Source organism: Streptomyces sp. PA03-5A, assembly GCF_033792725.1.
In the GTDB taxonomy this organism is placed as follows: Bacteria; Actinomycetota; Actinomycetes; order Streptomycetales; family Streptomycetaceae; genus Actinacidiphila.
The window spans coordinates 19,244-42,648 of the sequence record NZ_JARAVL010000018.1 but is presented as its reverse complement, the minus strand read 5'-3'; the positions used below and the strand labels follow the sequence as shown (position 1 = coordinate 42,648).

20 protein-coding genes are annotated in these 23,405 nt (G+C 71.1%); 3 read left to right on the top strand and 17 right to left on the bottom strand.

Annotated features, from left to right (window positions below):
* Window positions 1-70: 70 nt before the first annotated feature.
* From PV410_RS22820 to uvrA, 13 genes are all read right to left on the bottom strand, one after another.
* The gene (locus PV410_RS22820; protein WP_500327231.1) at window positions 71-838 is read right to left on the bottom strand and encodes a sugar isomerase domain-containing protein; all 768 of its coding nucleotides are present in this window, start codon (window positions 836-838) and stop codon (window positions 71-73) included.
* A gap of 131 nt (window positions 839-969) precedes the next feature.
* Window positions 970-1,950 carry an N-acetylglucosamine kinase gene (locus tag PV410_RS22815; RefSeq protein ID WP_500327229.1) on the bottom strand — a complete coding sequence of 327 codons (981 nt, stop codon included), beginning with the start codon at window positions 1,948-1,950 and terminating at the stop codon, window positions 970-972.
* A 111-nt stretch (window positions 1,951-2,061) separates the two neighbouring features.
* On the bottom strand, window positions 2,062-2,397 hold the full coding sequence (locus tag PV410_RS22810) for an RNA polymerase-binding protein RbpA (RefSeq protein ID WP_361803309.1): 336 nt from the start codon (window positions 2,395-2,397) through the stop codon (window positions 2,062-2,064).
* Window positions 2,398-2,560: 163 nt separating this feature from the next.
* Window positions 2,561-2,797 (bottom strand): preprotein translocase subunit SecG, encoded by a 237-nt coding sequence (gene secG / locus PV410_RS22805; protein ID WP_018557252.1) that lies wholly within the window; start codon window positions 2,795-2,797, stop codon window positions 2,561-2,563.
* Window positions 2,798-2,919: 122 nt separating this feature from the next.
* Window positions 2,920-3,696, bottom strand: coding sequence for a triose-phosphate isomerase (tpiA, locus tag PV410_RS22800; protein ID WP_500327227.1), 777 nt, complete (start codon window positions 3,694-3,696; stop codon window positions 2,920-2,922).
* 4 nt (window positions 3,697-3,700) lie between these two features.
* Window positions 3,701-4,912 (bottom strand): phosphoglycerate kinase, encoded by a 1,212-nt coding sequence (locus tag PV410_RS22795; RefSeq protein ID WP_500327225.1) that lies wholly within the window; start codon window positions 4,910-4,912, stop codon window positions 3,701-3,703.
* 129 nt (window positions 4,913-5,041) lie between these two features.
* A complete protein-coding gene (gene gap, locus PV410_RS22790) occupies window positions 5,042-6,046 on the bottom strand; it encodes a type I glyceraldehyde-3-phosphate dehydrogenase (protein ID WP_499511239.1) in 1,005 nt (334 codons plus the stop codon).
* A gap of 173 nt (window positions 6,047-6,219) precedes the next feature.
* Complete coding sequence (gene whiA / locus PV410_RS22785; protein WP_499511240.1) at window positions 6,220-7,197, bottom strand: DNA-binding protein WhiA; 978 nt, start codon at window positions 7,195-7,197, stop codon at window positions 6,220-6,222.
* Entirely contained in the window at window positions 7,188-8,174 is a 987-nt protein-coding gene (locus PV410_RS22780) for a gluconeogenesis factor YvcK family protein (RefSeq protein ID WP_500327222.1), read from the bottom strand. Before PV410_RS22780 ends, whiA begins: the two co-directional genes overlap by 10 nt.
* 17 nt (window positions 8,175-8,191) lie before the next feature.
* Complete coding sequence (gene rapZ / locus PV410_RS22775; protein WP_018557246.1) at window positions 8,192-9,115, bottom strand: RNase adapter RapZ; 924 nt, start codon at window positions 9,113-9,115, stop codon at window positions 8,192-8,194.
* Window positions 9,112-11,157: an excinuclease ABC subunit UvrC gene (uvrC, locus tag PV410_RS22770; RefSeq protein ID WP_499511242.1), complete on the bottom strand. Its 2,046-nt coding sequence runs from the start codon at window positions 11,155-11,157 to the stop codon at window positions 9,112-9,114. Before uvrC ends, rapZ begins: the two co-directional genes overlap by 4 nt.
* Before the next feature lie 39 nt (window positions 11,158-11,196).
* Window positions 11,197-11,616 (bottom strand): Rieske (2Fe-2S) protein, encoded by a 420-nt coding sequence (locus tag PV410_RS22765; protein WP_499511243.1) that lies wholly within the window; start codon window positions 11,614-11,616, stop codon window positions 11,197-11,199.
* Between the two features lie 75 nt (window positions 11,617-11,691).
* Window positions 11,692-14,607 carry an excinuclease ABC subunit UvrA gene (gene uvrA, locus PV410_RS22760; RefSeq protein ID WP_500327221.1) on the bottom strand — a complete coding sequence of 972 codons (2,916 nt, stop codon included), beginning with the start codon at window positions 14,605-14,607 and terminating at the stop codon, window positions 11,692-11,694.
* 209 nt (window positions 14,608-14,816) lie between these two features.
* Here uvrA and PV410_RS22755 point away from each other — a divergent pair, with 209 nt between their 5' ends.
* From PV410_RS22755 to PV410_RS22745, 3 genes are all read left to right on the top strand, one after another.
* On the top strand, window positions 14,817-15,548 hold the full coding sequence (locus PV410_RS22755; protein ID WP_500327219.1) for a maleylpyruvate isomerase family mycothiol-dependent enzyme: 732 nt from the start codon (window positions 14,817-14,819) through the stop codon (window positions 15,546-15,548).
* Between the two features lie 4 nt (window positions 15,549-15,552).
* Window positions 15,553-16,209: an MBL fold metallo-hydrolase gene (locus PV410_RS22750; RefSeq protein ID WP_500327218.1), complete on the top strand. Its 657-nt coding sequence runs from the start codon at window positions 15,553-15,555 to the stop codon at window positions 16,207-16,209.
* 87 nt (window positions 16,210-16,296) lie between these two features.
* Complete coding sequence (locus PV410_RS22745; protein ID WP_500327415.1) at window positions 16,297-17,598, top strand: MFS transporter; 1,302 nt, start codon at window positions 16,297-16,299, stop codon at window positions 17,596-17,598.
* A gap of 11 nt (window positions 17,599-17,609) precedes the next feature.
* Here the strand turns inward: PV410_RS22745 and PV410_RS22740 are convergent, their stop codons facing one another.
* The 4 genes from PV410_RS22740 to uvrB all read right to left on the bottom strand — a co-directional run bounded on the left by PV410_RS22740 (window position 17,610) and on the right by uvrB (window position 23,393).
* Entirely contained in the window at window positions 17,610-18,590 is a 981-nt protein-coding gene (locus PV410_RS22740) for a TerC/Alx family metal homeostasis membrane protein (RefSeq protein WP_500327216.1), read from the bottom strand.
* Between the two features lie 249 nt (window positions 18,591-18,839).
* The gene (locus PV410_RS22735; protein ID WP_500327215.1) at window positions 18,840-20,588 is read right to left on the bottom strand and encodes a TerD family protein; all 1,749 of its coding nucleotides are present in this window, start codon (window positions 20,586-20,588) and stop codon (window positions 18,840-18,842) included.
* Window positions 20,589-20,608: 20 nt separating this feature from the next.
* Window positions 20,609-21,187 carry a TerD family protein gene (locus PV410_RS22730; RefSeq protein ID WP_499511249.1) on the bottom strand — a complete coding sequence of 193 codons (579 nt, stop codon included), beginning with the start codon at window positions 21,185-21,187 and terminating at the stop codon, window positions 20,609-20,611.
* Between the two features lie 109 nt (window positions 21,188-21,296).
* Entirely contained in the window at window positions 21,297-23,393 is a 2,097-nt protein-coding gene (gene uvrB, locus PV410_RS22725) for an excinuclease ABC subunit UvrB (RefSeq protein WP_500327213.1), read from the bottom strand.
* Window positions 23,394-23,405: the final 12 nt, after the last annotated feature.

Genomic DNA, 23,405 nt, shown 5'->3' with positions numbered 1-23,405 from the left:
CCGCTCACCGGTCCTCGACCTTCGTCACAGACCGTAGCGGGGGCCACTGACAACGCAGCGTCCGCGCAGGTCAGAACCCTCCGCGGTGCAGTCTCTCCCCGTAGTGGCGCTCCAGGACGAGGTTGCGCTCGAAGCCGCCGGGGACGTTGGCCGAGACGTACACCGGTGCCTGGTGGCCCTCGGCGGTCATCAGGCCGACGGCCTCGGCGACGGTCATCTGGACGAGCATGGCCGAGGTGATCGTGGAGATCCCGCACAGCGAGCCGCCGTCGGGCAGCGGGAGCAGGGCGTCGCCGGTCGGCGCGCCGTTGTCCAGGACGACGTCGGCGACGTCGGCCAGGCGCTTGCCACCGGCGTGCAGCGCCGGGACGGAACGGGTGTGCCGCAGCGAGGTGAGGGCGATCAGCGGGTGGCCGGCGTCCTTCACGTGCAGGGCGAAGTCGACGATCGAGTTGTTGACGCCGGAGTTGGAGATGACGACGAAGACGTCCCGCGGATGCGGGGCGGCCAGTTCGTACAGACGCTTGCCGAGCCCCGGCGACCGCTCCAGCAACGGGTCGGAGAGCACCGAGAGGTCCTCGCCGCCCCGGAGCACCAGGTCCGACAGCCCGATGCGGTTGGTGGGGATGAGCCCACCGGCACGTCCGGCGATCTCCAGCGCCGTGGCCTGCGAGTGGCCGGTCCCGAAGGCCTGGACGATGCCGTCCGCGGCGACGCAGTCGGCGATCAGCCGGGCGGCGGCGGCCACGGAGTCCTTGTTGCCGGCGACCACGCGGTCGATGACCGTCCTCGCCTCGTCGGCGAAGCGTGCGGCGGTGGTCGTCACGTCGTCGGCCATGGCCGATTCCCCCTGAGTCCAGTGATCCGGCGGATGCTCCTCCGAAACGATGGACGAGAGGTCTAGTCCACGTCAATCCCCCGGTGGACGCCTCCTGTCGGCGCCGCCCGAACCGTCCGGTTCGCTCCCGCTCAGTCCCCGTTCACCCGCAGCCGGGCCAACGCCAGCGCGCCCGCGCCGCCGTCGCGCACCGGCTGGACGTCCAGGTCCATCTCCTCGGCACGGGCCACCACCCGGCCGAGCAACGGCCCCGTCGGGCCCAGCAGCCCGCCGGTGACGACCAGGGGTTCGCCCGGGCGCGGGTCCAGCGCGGCTACGGTGGCGGCGAGTTCGTCCGCGGCGTCGTCCAGCAGGGAACCGGCGACCTCGTCGCCGTCCCGGTCGGCGGTGACGGCGAGCGGGCTCAACCGGGCCAGCCTGACCGGGGGTTCGGCGTACACCAGCGGCACCAGACGGTTGCGCAGCACGTGGCACTCGTGGCCGCCGGGACGCTCCTGCGCGAGGTACGGGCCTCCGGGGGAACCCATGTAGTGGGAGAGCACGCCCTCGACGAGGATCGTCCACGGCCCGCGCCCGTCCAGCGCGCGCAGGGCGGCCCGCATGACCTCACGGCCCAGCCAGAACCCGCTGCCCTCGTCGCCGATCAACCAGCCGTTGCCGTCCGCGACGAGGGTCTGCTGGCGCTTCTCGATCCGCGCGGCGACGGCTCCCGTCCCGGCGACCAGGGCCAGACCGTCCGCCGGCGTGCCCGGCGCGGAGGCGAAGGCGACCTCGATGTCGCCGCAGACCGTCACCTCGGGCGTGCCGACGCCGTGGCTGTCGAGCGCCGCCCGCAGACAGGAGGTCGCCAGTTCGTGCCCCGTCTCGGGGCCGGTGCCGACCGCCGCACCGGCGAAGCCGCCCACGACGGACGTGACCTCGCCTCTGCGGTCCTCCGGGACCGCGCCGCGGATGGCGTCCGCGAGGTGCTGCGTCAGCGCCACACGTTCGACGGTCATCGCGTTGCCGGGCCCGCCCTCGCCCTCGCCGAGCACCACGCCTTCGCGCGCCGCCTCGGCCAGGTAGGCGCGCGTCCGGGTTCCGCCCGCATCGATGCCGATCACCAGAGACACGACACGGAGTATACGTTTTGGTTACGCACAGTCGAAGGGACGCGACGGGCCCGGCCGCGAAAGAAGGGTCTTCCTCGCGGGCCGGGCCCATGGAGTTTCAGCCGGTACGGCTCAGATCTCGCCGCGCAGCTTGGCGAGCGCCTCGGCGAGGATCGCCTCGCCGTCGGCCGCGCTGCGCCGCTCCCGCACGTACGCCAGGTGCGTCTTGTACGGTTCGGTGCGCGGCGGCGCCGGGGGGTTCTCCTCGTCCTGTCCGGCCGGGAAGCCGCAGCGAGGGCAGTCCCAGGTCTCCGGGATCTGCGCGTCGCTCGCGAAACTCGGCCGGGTCTCGTGCCCGTTGGAGCACCAGAAGGAGATGCGCAGGCGCGGCGCGGACTCGCCCCGCTCGGCCTCTCCCATCGGCCCCGCCCCGACCCGACTGCCACGGATCGCGTTGCCACTTGCCACGGTCGTAACTCCCTGCGTGATGGTGCTGCGAGGTCGCCCAGTTTACGGAGACCGGTCCACCCCCCGCGCCTGCGGGGAAAGGGCACCGTATCCCATGACGCGCTCCCATGATAAGTCGCGCCGACGACGAAGCGTCACTTCTCCCCGGAAGCCGGGGACTCGGTCACTTCTGGAACTTCAGCAGAAGCCCGAGGGCGACAATGCACGCAAACCACAGCAGACCGATGACAACCGTGATCCGGTCGAGGTTGCGCTCGGCCACCGAGGAACCGCCGACGGACGACTGCATGCCGCCGCCGAACATGTCGGACAGACCGCCGCCCTTGCCCTTGTGCATCAGCACGAGCAGCAACAGCAGCAGGCTGAAGATGATGAGGGCGATGGAGAACCCGATGACCACAGCTGGACCAACTCTCTCGGTGACCTAGGACGACGCGGGGGCCGGGCCGCTGCCTGCTATGCAGCGCTCCGACCCCCGACAGAGTACTTCGGGCAGGGCCCGACAGCCTACTGCCGCGAAACTTACTGGTCGCGGAAGCGGATGATCCTGACGAACTCCTCCGGGTCCAGCGCCGCGCCGCCGACCAGGGCGCCGTCCACGTCCGGCTGCGCCATGATCGCCGCGATGTTGCCGGCCTTGACCGAGCCGCCGTACTGGATGCGGATCGCGTCGGCCACCTCCTGGCCGTACAGCTCGGCCAGACGGCCGCGGATCGCCCCGCAGACTTCCTGGGCGTCCTCGGGGGTGGCGACCTCGCCGGTGCCGATGGCCCACACCGGCTCGTAGGCGACGACCAGGGTCGCGGCCTGCTCGGCCGGGACGTCCTTCAGGGCGCCGTCGACCTGGGCGAGGGTGTACGCCACCTGCTCACCGGCCTTGCGGACGTCCAGGCCCTCGCCGACGCAGACGATCGGCGTCAGCTCGTGCCGGAACGCCGCCTTGACCTTGGCGTTCACCTGCTCGTCGGTCTCGTGGTGGTACTGGCGGCGCTCCGAGTGGCCGATGACCACGTACGAGCACTTCAGCTTGGCCAGCATCGAGCCGGAGATCTCACCGGTGTAGGCACCGGAGTCGTGCGGCGACAGGTCCTGGGCGCCGTACTTGATCTTCAGCTTGTCGGCCTCGATCAGGGTCTGCACCCCCCGGAGGTCGGTGAAGGGCGGCAGTACGACGGCCTCGACGGCGTCGAAGTCCTTGTCGTTGAGCGCGAAGGCGAGCTTCTGGACGTGGTGGATGGCCTCGAGGTGGTTGAGGTTCATCTTCCAGTTGCCCGCCATGATCGGCGTGCGCGAGGTCATCGGGTCAGTCCTCCAGTGCGGCGAGGCCGGGGAGCGTCTTGCCCTCGAGGTACTCGAGGCTCGCGCCACCACCGGTCGAGATGTGGCCGAAAGCGTTCTCGTCGAAGCCCAGGATACGGACGGCCGCGGCCGAGTCGCCGCCGCCGACCACGGTGAACGCGGGGCTGTCGATCAGCGCCTGGGCGATCGCGCGGGTGCCCTCGGCGTAGTCGGGGTGCTCGAAGACGCCCATCGGGCCGTTCCAGAAGACGGTGGCCGCGTCGGCGAGCTTCGAGGCGAAGAGCTTGCGGGACTCCGGACCGATGTCCAGGCCCTGCACGTCGGCGGGGATGGCGTCGACGCCGACGACCAGCGGGTTGGTGTCGACCGGGTTCTTCAGATCCGGGAAGGACGGGGCGGCGACGACATCCACGGGCAGCACGAACTCCACGCCCTTGGCCTTCGCGCGCTCCAGGTACTCGGTGACCGCGGGGATCTGGTCCTCCTGCAGCAGGCTGTTGCCCACCTCGTGGCCCTGGGCCTTGAGGAAGGTGTAGACCATACCGCCGCCGATCAGGATCCGGTCGGCACGCTCCAGCAGGTGGTCGATGACCCCCAGCTTGTCGGAGACCTTGGCGCCGCCGAGCACCACCGCGTACGGACGGGACACGTCCTCGGTGAGCTTCTTCAGCACGGTGACCTCGGTGGCGATCAGCAGGCCCGCGGCGTGCGGCAGCCGGGCCGGGAGGTCGTACACGGAGGCGTGCTTGCGGTGCACCGCGCCGAAGCCGTCACCGACGTACAGCTCGGCCAGCTCGGCCAGCTGCCCGGCGAAGGCGCCGCGCTCGGCGTCGTCCTTGCTGGTCTCACCCGGGTTGAAGCGCAGGTTCTCCAGCAGCGCCACCGAGCCGTCGGTGAGGGCGTCCACCGTCCCGCGGGCGCTCTCGCCGACCGTGTCGGTCGCGAACGCCACCTGCGTGCCCAGGAGTTCACCCAGACGCGCCGCGACGGGGGCGAGCGAGAACTGCGGGTCGGGCGCGCCCTTGGGGCGGCCCAGGTGGGAGGCGACGATCACCTTGGCGCCGGCCTCGGCCAGCTTGGCGATGGTCGGTACGACGGCGCGGATGCGGCCGTCGTCGGTGATGGTCGTGCCGGACAGCGGCACGTTGAGGTCGGCGCGCACGAACACGCGCTTGCCGCCGACCCCCTCGTCGACGAGTTCGTCGATCGTCTTCATGGTGGAGGCTCCCCTGCCTTGGTCCTGACTGGTCGGATCGCTCCGACCGCCACGTCATGGGACAGGGCCCGGACGACGGCACGTCGTCCGGACCCTGTCCTCATCGCATGGCGGGCGGTCGAGCGGGTGTCAGAGCTGGCCGCCGACGAAGACGGTCAGGTCGACGAGGCGGTTGGAGTAACCCCACTCGTTGTCGTACCAGCCGATGACCTTGACCTGCTTGCCCTGCGCCATCGTCAGCGAGGAGTCGAAGGTGCAGGAGGCCGGCCAGTTGACGATGTCCGACGAGACGATCGGGTCCTCGGTGTACTCCAGGATGCCCTTGAGCTGGCCCTCGGCGGCCTTCTGGAAGGCCGCGTTGACCTCGTCCTTGGTGACCTCGCGCTCGAGCTCGATGACCAGGTCGGTCACGGAGCCGGTCGGGACCGGGACGCGCATGGCGATGCCGTCCAGCTTGCCCTTCAGCTGCGGGAGCACCAGGGCGGTGGCCTTCGCGGCACCCGTCGAGGTCGGGATGATGTTCTCCGCGGCGGCACGGGCGCGACGCAGGTCCTTGTGCGGGAAGTCCAGGATGCGCTGGTCGTTGGTGTACGCGTGCACGGTGGTCATCAGACCCTTGACGATGCCGAAGTTCTCGTCGAGGACCTTGGCCATCGGCGCCACACAGTTGGTGGTGCAGGACGCGTTGGAGATGATGTTGTGCTTCGCCGGGTCGTACTTCTCGTTGTTGACGCCCATCACGATGGTGATGTCCTCGTCGGAGGCGGGCGCCGAGATGATGACCTTCTTGGCGCCGCCGTCGAGGTGCTTCTTGGCGTCGGCGGCCTTGGTGAAGATGCCGGTGGACTCGATCACGATGTCGACGCCGAGCTCGCCCCACGGGATGTCGGCGGGGTTGCGCTCGGACAGCACCTTGATGGTGTGGCCGTCGACGGTGATGGAGTCGGCGGTGTGCGTGACCTCGGCCTTCAGGCGGCCCAGGATCGTGTCGTACTTGAGCAGGTGCGCGGTGGTGGCCGTGTCACCCAGGTCGTTGACAGCCACGATCTCGATGTCCGCACCCTGGTCCAGGGCGGCACGGAAGAAGTTTCGACCGATGCGACCAAAGCCGTTGATGCCTACGCGGATCGTCACGAACCGATCTCCTCGCTGGTGTGCCGGAGGCCATTTCGCTCCGGCTGCGACGTATTGGGATGTCCCCGACCAAGGACGACCCTACCTCCCCGGGCACCCGGCGGTGACATCGGCGCCACGGGTGCCCGCCGTACGGAACGGTAACCGGACGGGGCGGGCGGGCCGCGGCGGGTTCAGCCCACCATCTCCTCGGTCAGGTTGGACTCGGTGCCCGGGATGCCGAGGTCCGAGGCGCGCTTGTCGGCCATCGCCAGCAGGCGCCGGATCCGGCCCGCCACCGCGTCCTTGGTGAGCGGCGGTTCGGCGAGCGAGCCCAGTTCCTCCAGCGAGGCCTGCTTGTGGTCCATGCGCAGCCGGCCGGCCGCCGCGAGGTGCTCGGGCACCTCGTCGCCGAGGATCTCCAGCGCCCGCTGCACCCGCGCACCCGCGGCCACCGCGGCGCGGGCCGAGCGGCGCAGGTTCGCGTCGTCGAAGTTGGCGAGCCGGTTGGCGGTGGCGCGCACCTCGCGCCGCATCCGCCGCTCCTCCCACGCCAGCACCGACTCGTGCGCGCCGAGCCGCGTCAACAGCGCGCCGATGGCGTCACCGTCACGGACGACCACGCGGTCGACGTTCCGCACCTCGCGCGCCTTGGCGGCGATCTGCAGCCGGCGGGCGGCGCCGACCAGGGCAAGGGCCGCCTCGGGGCCGGGGCAGGTGACCTCCAGGGACGAGGAACGGCCCGGCTCGGTCAGCGAGCCGTGGGCCAGGAACGCCCCGCGCCAGGCGGCCTCGGCGTCACAGGTGGCCCCGGAGACGACCTGCGGGGGCAGGCCCCGGATGGGACGGCCGCGGCCGTCCACGAGCCCGGTCTGGCGGGCCAGCTGGTCACCGCCGGCGACCACCCGCACCACGTACCGGCTGCCGCGGCGCAGCCCGCCGGGCGCCATGACCACCAGGTCGGAGGAGTGCCCGAAGATCTCCAGGACGTCCTTGCGCAGTCTGCGGGCGGCGATCCCGGTGTCCAGCTCCGCCTCGATCACGATGCGTCCGCTGACCAGGTGCAGTCCGCCCGCGAACCTCAGGATCGCCGAGACCTCCGCCTTGCGGCAGCAGGTCCGGGTGACGGGAAGCCGGGAGATCTCGTCCTTCACCGCTGCCGTCATCGCCATGGGCCGATCCTTCCATGCATACGAAAAATCCGGTCGAACGCGGCCGCCAGCAGTTCCGGATCGTGCCGCGGCCCGTCGGGGGCGGCGACCCGGGCCAGCTCCACCGTGCCCGACAACCGCTCGGCTGCCTGTATGAGGCTGTCGCGGTCGAGCACGGCGGCCTCGTCGGCCAGCACCACGTCGATGGTGAGTTTAGGGGCGTGTCGGGCCAAAACCTCCAAGTGACGCTGCGGAGAAAAGCCCTCGGTCTCACCAGGTTGCGGCGCGAGGTTGAGCGCGAGCACCTTGCGGGCCCGGGTCTCCATGAGCGCGGACACCAGATCGGGCACCAGCAGGTGGGGCATCACGGAGGAGAACCAGGATCCGGGGCCGAGCACCACCCAGTCCGCGTCGAGCACGGACTGCACCGCCTCGGGGACGGCCGGCGGGTCGTGCGGCACCAACTGCACCTCCTGCACCTCACCGGGGGTGAGGGCGACGGTGGCCTGGCCGTGCACGGTCGTGACCTCGTCCGGCTCCGCCGGGTCGTGACCGCGCACCGTGGCCGTGAGCTCCAGCGGCACCGCGGACATGGGCAGCACCCTGCCGTGGGCGCCGAGGAGCCGGCCCACCCACTCCAGGGCCGCCACGGGGTCACCGAGCTGCTCCCACAGCGCCACGATCAGCAGGTTGCCCACGGCGTGGCCGTGCAGCTCGCCCTGGCTGACGAAGCGGTGCTGGACGACCTGGGACCAGGTGCGGCCCCACTCGTCGTCGCCGCACAGCGCGGCCAGCGCCTTGCGCAGGTCGCCGGGCGGCAGCACCCCCATCTCCTGGCGCAGGCGGCCGCTGGAGCCGCCGTCGTCGGCGACCGTGACCACCGCGGTCAGGTCCTGGGTGATGCGCCGCAGAGCCGACAGGGAGGCGGACAGTCCGTGCCCGCCTCCCAATGCCACGACCTTGGGCGTGGCCCCGCTGCGCCCTGCCGACCGGCGCAAGCGCCGCGTCGTCCTGATCACTCGCGCCCCATGTCCCGGTGGACGACCACCGTCTCCACTCCGTCGGCGGACAGTCGCGCGGCCAGGCGCTCGGACATGGCGACGCTGCGGTGCTTGCCACCGGTGCAGCCGACCGCGATGGTCACGTAGCGCTTGCCCTCGCGGCGGTAGCCGGCGTTGACGATGTGCAGCAACTCGGCGTAGCGGTCGAGGAACTCCTTGGCGCCGGGCTGGTTGAACACGTAGGTGGCGACCTCGTCGTTGAGACCGGTGTACGGCCGCAGCTCGGGCACCCAGTGCGGGTTGGGCAGGAAGCGGCAGTCCGCGACCAGGTCGGCGTCGACGGGGAGGCCGTACTTGAAGCCGAAGGACATGACGGTGGCCCGCAGCTCCGGCTCCTCCTCGCCGGCGAACTGGGCGTCCATCTTGGCGCGCAGCTCGTGGACGTTGAGGCTGGAGGTGTCGATCACCAGGTCGGCGTCGCCGCGCAGCTCGCTCAGCAGCTCCCGCTCCTTGGCGATGCCGTCGACGATGCGCCCGTCGCCCTGCAGCGGGTGCGGGCGGCGCACCGACTCGAAACGGCGCACCAGCGTCTCGTCGGAGGCCTCGAGGAAGAGCACCCGGCGCTTGACGCCCTTGGAGTCCAGGTCCGCGAGGGACTCGCGGAGGTTGTCGAAGAAGCGCCGGCCGCGGACGTCCACGACCACGGCGATCCGTGCCACGTTGCCCTGGGAGCGGGCGCCGAGGTCGACCATGGTGGGGATGAGGGCCGGCGGCAGGTTGTCCACGACGAACCAGCCGAGGTCCTCCAGGCACTTGGCCGCGTGACTGCGCCCGGCACCCGACATGCCCGAGATGATCACGAGTTCGGGGATGGCCTCGGCCGCCTCTCCCGCTCCTCCGGTCGTCACCTGTGCTCCGCCTCCGTCGTTCGCGTTCATGAGCTGTGCCCCCGTTCCGTGGGGACGGTCACGGGACCGGCCGTCCCCTCTTCCTCGATGATCTCTCCTGTGGCGGTGTTGACCGCCGGTCCGGCCGGGGCGGCCCCGGCCAGCGCGGCGAGCACGGCCTCGGCGGTGCGCAGGCCGACCCCGGGGACCTCGCAGATCTGCTCGACCGTGGCCGCCCGCAGCCGCTTGAGCGAGCCGAAGTGCTTCAGCAGCGCTTGGCGGCGGCTCTCGCCGAGGCCCGGCACCGCGTCCAGGGCACCGGCCTTCATCGACTTGGAACGCTTGTTGCGCTGGTAGGCGATGGCGAAGCGGTGGGCCTCGTCGCGGACGCGCTGCAGCAGGTACAGGCCCTCGCTGGTGCGCGGGAGGATCACCGGGTCGTCCTCGCCGGGCAGCCAGACCTCCTCCAGGCGCTTGGCGAGGCCGCACACGGCCACGTCCTCCACGCCGAGCTCCTCCAGGGCCCGCTGGGCGGCGGCGACCTGGGGCTGCCCGCCGTCGACGACGACCAGCTGCGGCGGGTAGGCGAACTTGCGCGGCCTGCCCGTGTCCGGGTCGATGGGACCGCCGGCGACCTCGCCGGGGCCCTCCTCGCCACCGTCGCCGTCCCCGTCGACCCACTCGCCGGTCTTCTGCTTCTCCAGCAGGTAGCGGCGGAAGCGCCGGGAGACCACCTCGTGCATCGACCGGACGTCGTCCTGGCCGGCGAAGCTCTTGATCTGGAAGCGGCGGTACTCGCTCTTGCGGGCCAGTCCGTCCTCGAAGACCACCATCGAGGCGACGACGTCGTCGCCCTGGAGGTGGGAGATGTCGAAGCACTCGATGCGCAGCGGCGCCGAGTCCAGGTCCAGGGCCTGCGCGATCTCCTCCAGCGCGCGGGAGCGCGTGGTGAGGTCGGAGGCGCGCCTGGTCTTGTGCAGCACCAGCGCCTGCTGGGCGTTGCGCTGCACGGTGGCCATCAGGTCCTTCTTGTCGCCGCGCTGCGGTATCCGCAGGCTGACCTGGGAGCCGCGGCGCTCGGTGAGCCACTGCTGGACCGGCTCGTACGGGTCGGGCAGCGCGGGCACCAGCACCTCCTTGGGCACCCCCTCGCCCCGCTCCTCGCCGTACAGCTGCTGCAGGGCGTGCTCGACCAGCCCGGCGGTGCCGACCTCCTCGACCCGGTCGGTGACCCAGCCGCGTTGACCGCGCACCCGGCCGCCGCGGACGTGGAAGATCTGGACGGCGGCCTCCAGCTCGTCCTCGGCGACGGCGATCAGGTCGGCGTCGGTGGCGTCGGCGAGGACGACCGCGTTCTTCTCCAGGGCGCGCTTGAGCGCCTCGATGTCGTCCCGGAGCCGGGCCGCCTTCTCGTACTCCATCGCGGCCGCCGCGTCCCTCATCTGCTGCTCCAGGCGGCGCAGGTAGGTGCCGGTGCGGCCGGCCATGAAGTCGCAGAACTCCTCGGCCAGTTCGCGGTGCTCCTCGGCGCTGACCCGGCCGACGCAGGGGGCCGAGCACTTGCCGATGTAACCCAGCAGGCAGGGGCGGCCGATCTGCGCGGAACGCTTGAACACCCCGGAGGAGCAGGTGCGCACGGGGAAGACCCGCAGCAGCAGGTCCACGGTCTCGCGGATCGCCCAGGCGTGCGCGTAGGGGCCGAAGTAGCGCACGCCCTTGCGCTTGGGGCCGCGCATCACCTGGACACGGGGGAACTCCTCGTTCAGGGTGACGGCGAGCGAGGGATAGCTCTTGTCGTCCCGGTACTTCACGTTGAAGCGCGGGTCGAACTCCTTGATCCAGGAGTACTCCAGCTGCAGCGCCTCGACCTCGGTGGTCACCACCGTCCATTCCACGGAGGCGGCGGTGGTGACCATCGTGCGGGTGCGCTGGTGCAGGTTCGCGACGTCCTGGAAGTACGAGGAGAGCCGCTGGCGCAGGCTCTTCGCCTTCCCGACGTAGATCACCCGGCCGTGCTGGTCCCGGAACTTGTACACCCCGGGGGAGTCCGGAATCTGTCCCGGCTTGGGGCGGTAGCTGGAGGGATCGGCCATGCCCCCACCCTACTGATTGACGGTGACATTCCCGCCGTCTCAGGCCCCGGTCACGGCGACGAGCTTGCCCTCCTTGACCTGGACGTCGACCTTGGTCAGCGGCTTGGTCGCCGGGCCGTTGCGGACGGCGCCGGTGGCGGCGTCGAAGACGCTGCCGTGGCAGGGGCAGGACAGGGCGGTGCCCTCGACCTTGTCGCAGGTGCAGCCCTGGTGGGTGCACACGGCGCTGAACGCCTGGTAGCTGCCCTGCGTGGGCTGCGCGACGACTATCTTGGCCTCGCGGTAGAGCTTGGCGCCGCCGACCGGGACCTCGGTGGCCGCGCCCAGCTCGACGGGGCCGTCGGAGACCGTGCTGCCGGAGCCGCCGCAGGCGGTGAGGCCGACCCCGGCGACGCCCACGAGGGCCGCGCCCTTCAGGACGGTACGGCGGCAGGGGGGCAGGTCGGTGATGTCGGCCATGAGGGGCTCCGTTTCGGCACGTAAGGAAAAGAGCTTGAAAGCTGCACCTTACGTGCCGAAACTCTGAGCCGGCTGTCAGGCCTTCGCCGCCGCCCGCTTCCGCGGGGCAGCCCGCTTCTTGGCCGGGACCGGCGGGGCGTCGGAGATCCGCTCGGCGCCCAGGAGGTCCCTGAGGAACTTGCCGGTGTGGCTCGCCCCCACCCCCGCCACCTGCTCGGGAGTGCCCTCGGCGATCACCAGACCGCCGCCGCTGCCGCCCTCGGGGCCCATGTCGATCACCCAGTCGGCCGTCTTGATCACATCGAGGTTGTGCTCGATGACGACCACGGTGTTGCCCTTCTCGACCAGCCCGGAGAGCACCTTGATCAGCTTGCTGATGTCCTCGAAGTGCAGACCCGTGGTCGGCTCGTCCAGCACGTAGACCGTGCGGCCGGTGGAGCGCTTCTGCAGCTCGGAGGCGAGCTTCACGCGCTGCGCCTCACCACCGGAAAGGGTCGTCGCGGACTGGCCCAGCCGGACGTAGCCCAGCCCGACCTCGGTGAGGGTGCGCAGGTGACGCGCGATCGTCGGGACGGCCTCGAAGAAGTCCAGCGCCTCGGAGATCGGCATGTCCAGGACCTCGGCGATGGACTTGCCCTTGTAGTGGACCTCCAGGGTCTCCCGGTTGTACCGGGCACCGTGGCAGACCTCGCACGGCACGTAGACGTCCGGGAGGAAGTTCATCTCGATCTTGATGGTGCCGTCGCCGGAGCAGTTCTCGCAGCGGCCGCCCTTGACGTTGAAGGAGAAGCGGCCCGGCAGGTAGCCGCGCACCTTCGCCTCCATCGTCTCCGCGAAGAGCCTGCGGACGTGGTCGAAGACGCCGGTGTACGTGGCCGGGTTGGACCGCGGGGTGCGGCCGATCGGCGACTGGTCGACATGGACCACCTTGTCGACCAGGTCGTCCCCGTCGACCCGGGTGTGCCGGCCCGGGACGCCCCGGGCGCCGTTCAGCTCACGGGCCAAGTGGGTGTAGAGGATGTCGTTGACCAGGGTGGACTTCCCGGAGCCGGAGACCCCGGTGACGGCCGTGAAGACACCCAGCGGGAAGGACACGTCGATGTCCCGCAGGTTGTTCTCCCGGGCGCCGTGCACGGTCAGCCGGCGCTCCCCGTCGACCGGGCGGCGCATGTCCGGGATCGGGATCTGGCGCTTGCCCGCCAGGTACTGGCCGGTCAGCGACTCCTTGTTGCGCAGCAGGTCCTTGAGCGAACCGCTGTGCACCACCTTGCCGCCGTGCTCACCCGCACCCGGGCCGATGTCCACCACCCAGTCGGAGGTCTTGATGGTGTCCTCGTCGTGCTCCACCACGATCAGGGTGTTGCCGAGGTCGCGCAGCCGCACCAGGGTCTCGATGAGCCGGTGGTTGTCGCGCTGGTGGAGGCCGATGGACGGCTCGTCCAGCACGTAGAGCACGCCCACCAGGCCCGAGCCGATCTGCGTGGCCAGCCGGATGCGCTGGGCCTCGCCGCCGGAGAGGGTGCCGGCCGCGCGGTTGAGCGAGAGGTAGTCCAGGCCGACGTCGACCAAGAAGCGCAGCCGCTCGTTGACCTCCTTGAGCACCCGCTCGGCGATGGTCTTCTCGCGCGCGCTCAGCTTCATGCCGCGCAGGAACTCCGCGCAGTCGCTGATGGACATCGCGGCGACCTCGGCGATGGACCTCCCCTGGACGGTGACCGCCAGCACGATCGGCTTGAGGCGGGTCCCCTCACAGGTCGGGCAGGGCACCTCGCGCATGTACCCCTCGAAGCGCTCGCGGCTGGAGTCGCTCTCGGACTCCGCGTGCCGGCGCCGGACGAAGGGGATCGCGCCCTCGAAGGAGGTGGTGTAGGAACGCTCGCGCCCGTAACGGTTGCGGTAGCGCACCGCGATCTGCGTCTTGTGGCCGTTGAGCAGGGCCTTCTTCGCCCGCTGCGGCAGCCCCGCCCAGGGGATGTCGGTGCGGAAGCCCAGCTCGTCGGCGAGCGCGCCGACCAGGCGCTGGAAGTAGTCCCGGGTGTGGCCGAGCGACCAGGGGGCGATGGCGCCCTCGTCGAGGGACTTGTCCTCGTCGGGGACGATGAGCTCCGGGTCGACCTCCATGCGGGTGCCGATGCCGGTGCACTCGGGGCAGGCGCCGAAGGGCGAGTTGAAGGAGAAGGAGCGCGGCTCCAGCTCCTCGAAGGACAGGTCGTCGTACGGGCAGTACAGGTGCTCGGAGAACATCCGCTCGCGCTGCGGGTCGTCCTCGGGGAGGTCGACGAAGTCCAGGATCACCATGCCGCCGGAGAGGCCCAGGGCGGTCTCGACCGAGTCGGTCAGCCGGCGCTTGGCGCTCTCCTTGACGGTGAGGCGGTCGATGACCACCTCGATGGTGTGCTTCTCCTGCTTCTTCAGCTTCGGCGGGTCGGTCAGCTGGACGGTCGCGCCGTCCACCCGGGCCCGGCTGTAGCCCTTGGTCTGCAGGTCGGCGAAGAGGTCGGCGAACTCGCCCTTGCGCTCGCGCACCAGCGGCGAGAGCACCTGGAAGCGGGACCCCTCCTCCAGCTCCAGCACCCGGTCCACGATCGCCTGGGGCGACTGCCGGGAGATGGGCCTGCCGCACTCGGGGCAGTGCGGCTTGCCGATGCGGGCGAAGAGCAGACGGAGGTAGTCGTAGACCTCGGTGATCGTGCCGACCGTCGAGCGCGGGTTGCGCGAGGTGGACTTCTGGTCGATCGAGACCGCGGGCGACAGGCCCTCGATGAAGTCGACGTCCGGCTTGTCCATCTGGCCCAGGAACTGCCGTGCGTAGGAGGAGAGCGACTCCACGTAACGACGCTGGCCCTCGGCGAAGATCGTGTCGAACGCCAGGGAGGACTTACCCGACCCGGAGAGGCCGGTGAACACGATGAGCGAGTCCCGTGGCAGGTCGAGCGAGACGTTCTTCAGATTGTGCTCGCGAGCGCCACGGACGGTGAGACGATCGGCCACGCCAGTGCGCACCTTTCAAAAGACAGACAAGGGGACAGCACCCCCAGACAGCCTAAACGGGGCGCCGACGAGTTTTCTTCCGGTTACGTTGACAGCGAGCCTATAGCACGCACATTCGATTTCCGGCATCGGTGCGGCAGCTTCACCCGAATGAGTGTCCCGCGCTAGCGTCTCCGTGGAGACGTCGATCGGTCCGACCAGGAGGCTCCGTGTCTGTCCAACGACCCGACCCCGACCACGATGCGGCCGAACTCCGAGAGGCCACCGAACGACTGATCGAGACCGTGGCCGCCATGCCCCCGGCGTGCGTCGCCGAGCCGTCGCGGCTGCCGGGCTGGACCCGCGGCCACGTGCTGGCCCACCTGGCGCGCAACGCCGACTCCCTGGTGAACCTGATGATCTGGGCGCGCACCGGCGAGGAGACCCCGCAGTACGAGAGCACCGACGGCCGCAACAAGGACATCGAGGAGGGTGCCGGCCGCACGCTCGCGGAGCACCTCGACGACCTGCGCGTCTCCGCGGACAGGCTGGCCCTGGCCATCGAGGAGCTCCCGCCCCAGAACTGGGCCGCGCAGGTCGTCATGCGCTCCGGCCGGGTGGTCGCCGCGGCCGAGATCCCGTACCTCCGGCTCATGGAGATCTACTTCCACCACGTCGACCTCGGCCTGGAGTACACCTGCGCGCACCTCCCCGGGGACTTCGCGGCACGGGAGCTCGGCGCCATCATCGACGACCTGTCCGGCCACGAGGGCGTCGCCGCCGTCCGCATCCACGACACCGACAGCGGCGAGAAGTGGGTGATCGGCGCCGCGAACGAGCCCGAACTCACCGTCGGCGGGCCGCGGCACGCCCTGCTCGCCTGGGTCAGCGGCCGCTCCGACGGCGAGGGCCTGACCGCCCTGCCCGACGTACCCCTGCCGGTGCTGCCGCCACTAGGCTGACGCCATGACGTACAGCGGCGAGGTCACGGTCGGGGGCGCGCCCGACGTGCACGAACTCAAGGACCTCATCATCACCAAGGTCGCGGTCGGCCCCATGGACAACAACGCGTACGTGCTGCGCTGCCGCGCCACCGACGAGCAGCTGCTCGTCGACGCGGCGAACGACGCGCACACGCTCGTGGAGGTCGCCGGCAACGACGGTCTCGCGTCCGTCGTCACCACGCACCGGCACGCAGACCACTGGCAGGCGCTGCAGGCCGTGGTCGACGCGACCGGTGCCCGTACCTACGCGGGCCGCCACGACGCCGAGGGGATCCCCGTCCCCACCGACGTGCCGGTCGAGGACGGCGACCGGATCCGGGTCGGCCGGGTCGAGCTCACCGCCCGGCACCTGGTGGGCCACACGCCCGGCAGCATCGTCCTGATCTACGACGACCCCCACGGGCACCCGCACATCTTCACGGGGGACTGCCTCTTCCCCGGCGGCGTGGGCAACACGCACAACAACCCGGACCACTTCACGAGCCTGTTCGAGGGGGTCAAGGCCAAGCTCTTCGACCGGCTCCCGGACGAGACCTGGGTCTACCCCGGCCACGGCAAGGACACCACGCTCGGCGACGAGCGCCCCCACCTCGACGAATGGCGCGAGCGGGGCTGGTAGCGGCTCCGTGGCGGCGCCCCCTGCGGCGCCGCCACCCCCGCGCACGTGCGTCGTTGGACCCACGTGCGCACCTCCCCCTCCCCCTCCATGGCCCGGATCGCCGCCGCGTCGGCGGCCGGGACCGCGATCGAGTTCTACGACTTCTTCGCCTACGGCACCGCGGCCGCCCTCGTCCTCGGACCGCTGTTCTTCCCCGACGCCTCGGCTCTCGCGGGCACCCTCGCCGCCTTCGGCACCTTCGCGGTGGGCTTCGTCGCCCGCCCGCTCGGCTCGGTCCTCTTCGGCCACATCGGCGACCGCGTCGGACGGCGCCCCGTGCTGATCGGCTCCCTGCTGCTGACCGGGCTGGCGACCACCGCCGTCGGCTGCGTCCCCGCTCACGCCTCGATCGGCACGGCCGCGCCCGTGCTGCTGGTGGCCCTGCGTTTCCTGCAGGGTCTGGGGCTGGGCGGCGAGTGGGGCGGGGCGGTGCTGCTCGTCGCGGAGCACGCGCCGGGGCGGCGCCGCGGACTGTGGACGAGCCTGCCGCAGACCGGTCCCGCGGTGGGCTTCCTGCTGGCGAACGGGATCGTGCTCGCCCTGTCCGCGGGGCTGAGCGACGCGGCCTTCCGCTCCTGGGGCTGGCGGGTGCCGTTCTGGGTGGCGGGCGTGCTGGCGCTGGCCGGGCTGGCGCTGCGGGCGGCGCTGCCGGAGACCCCCGCGTTCGCGGCGGCCGCGGGGCGCGGGGACCTGGCCCGGGTGCCCGTCTCTGAGCTGCTGCGCGAGCACGGGCGCCTGGTGCTGCTCACGGCGGGCGCCATGGCGTGCGGCTACGCCGTCTTCTACACGGTGACCACCTGGTCGCTGGCGTACGCCACGGAGCACCTCGGCATGGACCGCACGGTCGTGCTGGGCTGCGTCCTGGTGGCCGTCCTGGTCAAGGGGGCCCTGACCCCGCTGGCGGGACTGCTCGGCGACCGCTTCGGACGCCGGCGGATGGCACTGGCCGGTACGGCGGCGATGGGCGTGGTGATCTTCCCTTACGCCGGACTGCTCGCGAGCGGCTCGCCGGTGGCGATCACCGTGGGGTCCGCCGCGGAGCTGCTCGCCTTCATCACGGTCTTCGCCGTCGTGGGCGCGTACCTCCCGGAGCTGTACGCACCCCGGGTGCGCTGCACGGGCGCCGCCCTGGGCTACAACCTCGGCGGTGTCCTGGGCGGCGCGCTGACCCCGGTCGTGGCGACCCGGCTGGCGGCGGGCTCCGGCACGCCCTGGCCGGTGGCGGCGTACGTCGCGGGGGTCGCGCTGCTCAGCCTCGGCTGCTTCGCGGCGCTGCCGGAGACCCGGGGCGAGGCCGCCGCGGACGCGACGGCGGGGTGCGCGGCGGTCCGCGCACCCCGTCCGGGCTGAGGAGCCGTGGGTCAGGCGTCGATGTGCTCCTCGTCGCGCTTGTCCGCGGCCGCCTGCTTCTTCGACGCCATGAGGCTGGTGACCGTGGTGACGGCGAGGACCACGACGATGAAGCCGAGGGAGAACGGGATGCTGATCTCGGGGACGTGGACCCCCGCCTCGTGCAGGGCGTGGAGCACGAGCTTCACGCCGATGAAGCCGAGGATGATCGACAGCCCGTAGGAGAGGTGGACCAGCTTCTTCAGCAGACCGCCGATGAGGAAGTACAGCTGCCGCAGGCCCATCAGCGCGAAGGCGTTGGCGGTGAAGACGATGTACGGGTCCTGGGTCAGGCCGAAGATCGCCGGGATGGAGTCCAGCGCGAACAGGACGTCGGTGGTGCCGATCGCGAGCATGACCACCAGCATCGGGGTCATGATCCGCTTGCCGTTCTGCTGAATGAAGAGCTTGGTGCCGTGGTAGCGGTCGGCGACGCCGAAGCGGCGCTCGGCGGCCTTGAGCAGCCGGTTCTCCTCGAACTCCTCGTCGTGCTCCTCGGCGCGGGCCTCCTGGACCAGCTTCCACGCGGTCCAGATGAGGAAGGCGCCGAAGATGAAGAAGACCCAGGAGAAGCTGGCGATGATGGCGGCGCCGGCGGCGATGAAGGCCGCTCGCAGGACGAGCGCGATGAGCACGCCGAAGAGCAGCACGCGCTGCTGGTACTGGGACGGCACCGCGAACTTCGCCATGATCAGGACGAAGACGAAGAGGTTGTCGACGCTGAGCGACTTCTCGGTGATGTAGCCGGCGAAGAACTCGCCCGCGGGCTGGCCGCCGGCGAAGAACAGCAGGCCGAGCCCGAACAGGGCGGCCAGGACGATCCAGACGACGGTCCAGGTCCCGGCTTCCTTGACGGACACCTCATGGGGCTTGCGCCCGATGAAGAAGTCGGCGGCGATCAGGGCGCACAGACCGGCGATGGTCAGCACCCACAGGGTCAGGGATACATCCACGCGATGCCTCCGGCAGATGGGCTGGCAATTGTCAGCGTTGTCGCTGCCGGAGGTCTCTTCCACCCGGGCCGTCAGGCCGGGGCCGGTGTCCCGGGGCCGTTCCGGCCCGTGATGACGGGATGCACCGCAATCAGGGAGTACTCCCCTCCGCGTAAAGAAGAGTACATGAAATCCCAAGGAAAGGTAAAGAGAGTAAAGTGATGGTCAATCAGGAGGGTGTACCGGGGTCCCGTGGGACCGGTCGGCCGGTCAGTGGCGGCCCGGGTCGTAGGTCCGGCGCGCGGCGGCCACCTGGCGCAGCACCTGCGACAGGACCGCGCTGCCGGCCGGGGCCAGCAGCGGTTCGTACGTCCAGGCGTGGCCCACCCAGGGGTCCGCGAGGTGGTCGTCGGGCTGCGGGGTCAGCCGCAGCATGGAGCGCCACAGCGGGTCGAGGAGCGGACCGTACTCGCGGGCGTCCTCGCGGTCGGCGACCAGGACCAGGTGGACGCCGACCTGCGGGCCTTCGTCGGCGAGGTAGCGCAGCTGGTTGACCGTGCGGTCGTCGAAGCCGTACGGGAAGTCGTTGACGACCAGCACCTGGCGGGCCGGGTCGACGCCCGGGGGGACCTCGAAGGGGACGTCGGCGCGCAGGGCCATCTGCACCAGGTCGACCCGCTCGGTGAGCCGGGCGAGCAGGGCCGCCACCCCGGCGGCGCCGGTGGCGGGCGGCTCGCGCAGCGCGCCGGAGTCCGTGAACGGCGCCAGCGCCGTCCCGGCGGAGCCCGCCGGGTCGATGACGTGGACGGCGCACTCGCCCGCCGGATGGGAGGCCAGCAGGCGGGCGGCGAGCGCCACGGCCACGTCCACGGCACGGCGGCGGTCCTGGGCGCTGTCCACCCACAGACCGCGCTCCAGCGGCAGCCGTACCAGCAGGGGGACGCGCAGCTCCGGGCGCTCGGGCAGGTGGAGGTCGCCGAGCCGGACCGCCATCGGCGGCTCGGCGGGGGCGCGGTAGCCGTGCCAGACCGGGCTCTCCCAGCCCGCGTAGGGCGGCGGCAGGGCGGGCTCGACCACCTCGGCCTCGGCGGTGAGCTGGGCCAGGTCGCGGTCGAGCACGGTACGCGCCCGGTCCACCAGTTCGGCCTGGCGGGCCCTGGCCTGGTCGCGGGCGGCCTCGGCGGCGGGGCCGACCCGGGTGCGCGGGTCGGCGAGGAGCGTGTCCAGCTCCTGGTCGAGCCGGGACTCGGCGAAGTCGACGGCGCTGCGGTACGCCGCGATGGTGCGGGCCAGGTCCTCGAACATGCCCCAGACCTGGTTGTAGAGCCGTTCCTCCATGCTCCAGCCCGCGGCGTCACCCGCGACGGGCGCGGAGGCCGGGGGCACCGCGTGCGGCACGGAGTCCGCGGGGGGCGGAGTCGGGGGAACGGGGGGCGGGGGCGGCGCGGGGGAGGGTGCGGTGGGCGCGGGGCGTACGGCGTCCGCCACGCGCGCGGCCACGGCGTCCGCCTCCGGGCGGCCCAGCCCCTGGTCGCGCAGCAGCTCCGCCAGCCCGCCGCCGTACCCCTGGCCGAGCGCCCGCACCTTCCAGGCGCCCTGGCGGCGGTAGAGCTCCAGGGCGACGATCGCGGCCTCGGCGCCGAGCCCGGTGACGGTGAAGCTCACGACCGGCGCCCCGTCGGAGCCGGCGACGGTCAGATGGGGCGCGGGGCAGGCCCCGAAGCGGGTCGGTGCCCCGGCGACCGGTGGCAGCGCCAGCAGCACGTGGACGCGCTCCACGTCCGCCGGCACGGCCGACAGGTCGGCGGTGACGCGCTGCTCGGCGGCGAGGCCCGCGGGCACCTCGATGCCCGGCAGCCGCGGCGCCCCGGGGTGGGCGACGGACCCGGGGCCGCTCACGCGCCCCTGCCCGTCACCCAGCGAGACACCGGCCACCACCGGCGTACCGGCCGACACCCGTACCTCCAGCGAGGTGCCGGGAAGCGGATGGTTCTGCCCGTGGACCAGCTCGATGGTCATGCCCGCGCCCCCCTGTGCGGTCAGAGCGCCGGCAGGATCGCCGGCATCAGGTCCTGGAACGTGCGGCCGTTGGCCGGGGAGCCGATCGCGGTCATCGACCAGCCGTCACCGTTGCGCTGCACCTTCGCCATGATCTGCGCGGTGTAGCCACCGCCTCCGGTCAGGGTGTAGCGGGCGAGTTCCTGCCCGTTGGTCTCGTCGACCAGGCGGCAGAAGGCGTTCTGCACCTCCTGGAAGGTCTGCCCGGTGAAGGAGTTGACGGTGAAGACGATCTGGTCGATGTGCACCGGCACCCGCTGCAGGTCGACCAGGATCGACTCGTCGTCGCCGCCCTGTCCGGCACCGCCGACGAGGTTGTCGCCGGTGTGCCGGACCGAGCCGTCGTCGCTGACGAGGTGACGGAAGAACACCACGTCCACGGGCTGCTTGTCGGCGAACAGGACCGCGGAGGCGTCGAGGTCGATCTCCCGGGTGCGGGAACCGAAGAGACCGCGACGCGGGGCGGCCTGCCAGCCGAGCCCCATGCGGACCGACGAAAGCGTCCCCCCGTCCGACTTCTGCAGGCTGATCTTCTGACCCTTGGTCATGTTGACCGTCACGCGCTGTCCCCTCTCAACCGTTTTGCCGTCGTGCGGTTGCTCCGCACCCTATGGGGAGACGCACGGGTAGGGCACCGTGGTTCGGCAAGAGATTCGACAGCCGGTACGGTCAGGCCACGCCGGCCTCCCGCATCTGCCGCAGCTCCTTCTTCAACTCGCCCACCTCGTCGCGCAGCCGGGCCGCGACCTCGAACTGAAGATCCGCGGCGGCGGCGTGCATCTGGTCGGTCAGCTCGCCGATGAGCTCCGCCAGTTCGGCCGCGGGCAGGCTCTTGGCGGCCCGCTTCTCCCCCGCCTTGGCGGACAGGCCCGGCACCGGCGCCTTGCCGCGCGAACGCTGGCGGCCGGAGCCCAGCAGCTCCTCGGTGTCGGCGTCCTCGCGGGCGAAGGAGTCCAGGATGCCGGCGATCTTCTTCCGCAGCGGCTGCGGGTCGATGCCCCGCTCCTCGTTGTACGCGATCTGCTTGGCCCGGCGCCGGTTGGTCTCCTCGATGGCCTTCTCCATCGCCGGGGTGATCTTGTCGGCGTACATGTGGACCTGGCCGGAGACGTTGCGCGCCGCGCGGCCGATGGTCTGGATCAGGGAGGTGCCCGAGCGCAGGAAGCCCTCCTTGTCGGCGTCGAGGATGGCGACCAGCGACACCTCGGGCAGGTCCAGGCCCTCGCGGAGCAGGTTGATGCCGACCAGGACGTCGAACTCGCCCGCCCGCAGGTCGCGCAGCAGCTCGACCCGGCGCAGGGTGTCGATGTCGCTGTGCAGGTACCGCACCTGGATGCCGAGTTCCAGCATGTAGTCGGTGAGGTCCTCGGACATCTTCTTGGTGAGGGTGGTGACCAGGACGCGCTCGTCGCGCTCGGCGCGCAGCCGGATCTCGTGCACCAGGTCGTCGATCTGCCCCTTGGTGGGCTTGACGATGACCTCGGGGTCGACCAGGCCGGTCGGGCGGATGATCTGCTCGACGACGCCGTCGCCGCGGGAGAGCTCGTACTTGCCCGGGGTGGCCGACAGGTAGACGGTCTGCCCGACGCGTCCCAGGAACTCCTCCCACTTCAGCGGGCGGTTGTCGAGGGCGGAGGGCAGGCGGAAGCCGTGGTCGACCAGGGTGCGCTTGCGGGAGGCGTCGCCCTCGTACATGGCGCCGATCTGCGGCACGGTGACGTGCGACTCGTCGATGACGAGGAGGAAGTCCTCGGGGAAGTAGTCGATGAGGGTGTCGGGGGCGGAACCCGCCTCGCGGCCGTCGATGTGCCGCGAGTAGTTCTCGATGCCGGAGCAGGTGCCGATCTGCCGCATCATCTCGATGTCGTACGTGGTGCGCATCCGCAGCCGCTGGGCCTCCAGCAGCTTGCCCTGCTTCTCCATGACCGCGAGCTGCTCGCCGAGCTCCTTCTCGATGCCGGCGATGGCGCGCTCCATGCGCTCGGGGCCGGCGACGTAGTGGGTGGCGGGGAAGACGTACAGCTGCTGGTCGTCGGTGATGATCTCGCCGGTGAGCGGGTGCAGCGTGTACAGGGCCTCGATCTCGTCGCCGAACATCTCGATGCGGACGGCGAGCTCCTCGTAGACCGGGAAGATCTCGATGGTGTCGCCGCGCACCCGGAAGGTGCCGCGGGTGAACGCCACGTCGTTGCGCGCGTACTGGATGTCGACGAACTTGCGGAGCAGCGCGTCCCGGTCGATCTCCTGGCCGACCTTGAGCCGCACCATGCGGTCGATGTACTCCTGGGGGGTGCCCAGGCCGTAGATGCAGGACACCGAGGCGACCACGACCACGTCGCGGCGGGTCAGCAGCGAGTTGGTGGTGGAGTGGCGCAGCCGCTCGACCTCCTCGTTGATCGAGGAGTCCTTCTCGATGTAGGTGTCCGTCTGCGGGACGTAGGCCTCGGGCTGGTAGTAGTCGTAGTACGACACGAAGTACTCGACCGCGTTGTTCGGCAGCAGCTCGCGGAACTCGTTCGCCAGCTGGGCGGCCAGGGTCTTGTTGGGCGCCATGACCAGGGTCGGGCGCTGCAGCCGCTCGATCATCCACGCCGTGGTCGCCGACTTGCCCGTGCCCGTCGCGCCGAGCAGGACGACGTCGTTCTCGCCCGCGCGGATGCGCCGCTCGAGGTCGTCGATGGCGGTCGGCTGGTCGCCGCTGGGCTGGAAGGGGCTGACGACCTCGAAGGGCGCCACACTGCGTTCGATGTCTGATACGGGCCGCATGGGTCAACGGTA